At 45.2% G+C, this 3,253-nt stretch carries 4 protein-coding genes and 1 pseudogene; all 5 read right to left on the reverse strand.

Going from position 1 to position 3,253, the window contains the following annotated elements; genetic code table 11:
* Positions 1–323 (reverse strand): annotated as a pseudogene (locus BN1234_RS19200) (hypothetical protein); the annotation flags it as partial.
* Entirely contained in the window at positions 320–868 is a 549-nt protein-coding gene (locus BN1234_RS19205; protein ID WP_156337276.1) for a hypothetical protein, read from the reverse strand. The gene BN1234_RS19205 and the pseudogene BN1234_RS19200, both read right to left, overlap by 4 nt.
* Before the next feature lie 33 nt (positions 869–901).
* Complete coding sequence (locus BN1234_RS19210; protein WP_054958249.1) at positions 902–1,210, reverse strand: hypothetical protein; 309 nt, start codon at positions 1,208–1,210, stop codon at positions 902–904.
* Between the two features lie 60 nt (positions 1,211–1,270).
* On the reverse strand, positions 1,271–2,680 hold the full coding sequence (locus tag BN1234_RS19215; RefSeq protein WP_054958250.1) for a flagellar assembly protein A: 1,410 nt from the start codon (positions 2,678–2,680) through the stop codon (positions 1,271–1,273).
* Positions 2,681–2,709: 29 nt separating this feature from the next.
* Positions 2,710–3,253: sigma-70 family RNA polymerase sigma factor (locus tag BN1234_RS19220; RefSeq protein WP_054958251.1), on the reverse strand; the 544-nt coding region annotated here is incomplete at its 5' end.

Here is a 3,253-nt window from a genome sequence, read left to right on the forward strand (position 1 = left end):
ACGGCGGGAGAAGTGGCTTTGTTCTTGTTTTTTTCGGGGTTAACAGGCGGTTTTGGAGTATCCGGTTTTTGTGCATCGGGTGCTTTAGAAGACGGTGTCAGCTTTTCTTTCCACTCATCCTCCGTCATAAGCTCTTTATTGTCATCCACAACTTGCAAATTCAACGATTTAGCTGCCTGTTCAACCTCTTCTTTAGTCCATTCCTTCTCCTCCGGCTGCGCGGAAGGCACGCTTCGTTCACCTATCATCATAAGCTGCAGCAATAATACGCCAACCACGAGACCAAGGCCAAGACCCAACATAAATACACGGTTCCTGATCACGGCGTTTCCTCCTGTTTAGCCAATTGAATAATTAACTGAACTTCTCCCCGCTGCATACCGGTGGATTTGGCAATCATATCGATGGATTTACCGTCTTCATACATATCGAATAATGATGTATACCGCCGTTTAATCGAATTTACCGGTGGCTGAGTAATCTTTTCTGATTCGGTTGGTTCAGTTGATCCTGAGGATCCTGCCGGTAATGGATCGTTACCTTTTGCCGATAAAGCAGTCTCCATTATTCCCATTCGAGCTTCAGTAGAAGATAACTGCTGTTCCGCCGCCAAAAGACGCTGACGCATTTCATTGATTTGCTCCTGCTGAACGGTATGCTTAGCAGACTGCTCCTGCTTCATCTGTCCAACCAATTCAAGCAGCTGCTCGTTCTCAAGCTGTATTTCATTCATATACTGCTCCAGGGTAGACTCTACCTCTTTAATAATCTGTTCATTATTAACCGTATCTTCACGGCGTTTAGGCAGCATGAACGCATACAAAATGGCCGCGATGCCTAGGAGCACGATATATATCCATGAGTCCAAAACAATTAACTCCTTTATGCCTATAATTTACGCTTATAATGAAATATCCAATTTACGCCCTTTGTATGGATGCTCAGCAGGTTGCTCCGCGGAATGCTCCTTGGATTCTGAGGTATCTTCTCCCTTGTCAGGCGTGTGGCGGCTACCGCCCTCCCGAATGGCTGATTCCGCGGATTCGTTTACTTCAGTACTTCGCTGAGCAGCCTGCCGACTTTGCTTCATTTGCTCTCCGGCCAGTAATGCCTGATCCTGAGAAGGACGCTGATGATGCTCTTGTTGGATTTTGCCTGCTTCACTCGTTCTCGGCACCGCAATTTGCATCTCCACTGATTTTAGACTCATGTGGAATCACCCCCGTCCATTCATAATAACTGCCAACCATACTCCAATTATGACTCAGTGCTACACCAAAGGGAACATGCTGATATCACCTTCATGATAATAAAAAGAAACCCGCTGTGTCGGATCCTTAATAAACCGGGTGTAACGTCCAATGACAATTTTAGACCCACCATATATTGTTTTAACAATATCGACTCTTGCACGGCCTGTATCCTCCAGCGTACGCTCAATTTCGAGCATTCTGTCTTTGATTTCAGCCTGTTCAGCCATATTTGATTTCTTAGTGGCATTTAATTTCACACGGAGTGCCATCTTATCCGGAGACAGCTGTCCAGCTGCCGCCAATTGATTCAGTAAATATAATGCCTTATCCGTCTTGTCCATGCTCTCCACAATCTGTTTCTGTTGAACTCTCAATTCCGTAATTTCATTCCGCAGCTCAGGCAGGACACCAACCTCAATAACAGTTGCTGTAGACATTGTATTTCCTACCGTTCTTGCAATCACTTTCTCTCCTGCTTGTACGGTCCCGCCCACAATGAGTCCCTTTGTGCCGTTACATACGACGTTCTGCCCAGCTCGAATATTAGAGTGCATAATACTCTGGTTAACTGTAATATCTGCCCCGGCCATCACATTGCCATCTTGCACGAAAGAACTTTTTACATGCTGGCCCGCCTTCACATAGCCTTTGTTATAACCGATGATTCCGCCTGAAATATCAATAGATCCTTCTGCTTCAAGCTCAGCTCCTTCAACGAATCCGGTCACCCGTATGTCTCCAGCTGCTTTAATACGGAAGCCGGTCAACACATTGCCCCGAATGACCACGGTTCCGACAAAGTCTATGTTTCCTATACTGTAATCCACATCACCATTAATCTCATAGACAGGAAATACATTAATCTTTTCTTTTTCTGTCTTGGTTAATAGACCGTCAATTGCAGCATACATGGCTGTATTTTCAGGATTCACAACTACATTTTTTCCAATCTTAAAATGAGCCTCTTTCCCCGGTTTGCAAGGAATATCCTCACCAGTTAAAGCCGTTCCCGGAACACCGGGCTTAGGCGGAATACGAATGGCGATCAGTTGGCCTTTTTTCACATTATTAAGGCGGCTGATTTCCTTATAGTCCACCTTGCCATCAACCGTCTCAAGAGGGCGCAAGTGCTCCTTCTCTCCGATTTCAACCTTCAACTCAATCCGCCCATTTTCACCGTGAACCGGTTCGGTCCCGATTGCTATTGGTGCTCTGCTGTATTGGTACTCCTCTGAATGACTAACTATTCGCCCCAGAGTATCATGCTGCAGCCCGTACCGGATTTGGTGGCCTCGGAGAAACTGTTCAAGGGCTTCTTTACTGCAATTGAAATCCTTGTCCCATTTCGTCATCTGCAAATAAGCAACAGTCTTATCATCAGAAAATGTGACATTAAAATATTGGTCGAGCGCATAATCAACAGACATCCGTGAACCCCCTTCCTTAATGGCAAGCGTTAATCGTTCTGCATCAATAGATCCCGTTCCTTATCAAGCGTTCCCCGAAGTCTCAGAATCGCTTTTGAATGAAGCTGCGAGATTCTAGATGGAGAGAGTGACATAACTTCGGCTATTTCGCTGAGTGATAGATCTTCATAATATAGTAAGGAAACAACTGTCCTTTCTTTTTCCGTGAGCTTATTAATCCCTTTCACAAGGGCTTCCCGTAAATAAAATTCATGCACTTTATAATCAGGATTTTTGGCCTTTTCATCCACCAAAAGAGACATTCGAGTCTCTGACTCTTCTTCACGAATAGGATCTTCCAGCGAGTTAAGCGTCATTACCGCTACTTCCTGCAGCATTTGTCTGAACTCTTTCTCGGAAACCTCCAGATAGTCACTCATCTCGGAATCACTAACACTCCTGAGATATTTCTGCTCCAGCTGCTGGTAAGCAGATTCGATTTTTTTAGCCTTTTCACGAACGGAACGAGGAACCCAATCCCCTTGGCGCAGTGAGTCCAGAATAGCTCCCCGAACCCGCCATGATGCATAAGTT

The sequence above is a fragment of the Paenibacillus dakarensis genome, from assembly GCF_001373415.1.
GTDB classification, from domain to species: Bacteria; Bacillota; Bacilli; order Paenibacillales; family Paenibacillaceae; genus Paenibacillus_AQ; species Paenibacillus_AQ dakarensis.

Coding starts and splice junctions, on each gene's coding strand:
- BN1234_RS19215 (WP_054958250.1), bottom strand. CDS start 2,680: ATGTCTGTTGATTATGCGCTCGACCAATATTTTAATGTCACATTTTCT.
- BN1234_RS19210 (WP_054958249.1), bottom strand. CDS start 1,210: ATGAGTCTAAAATCAGTGGAGATGCAAATTGCGGTGCCGAGAACGAGT.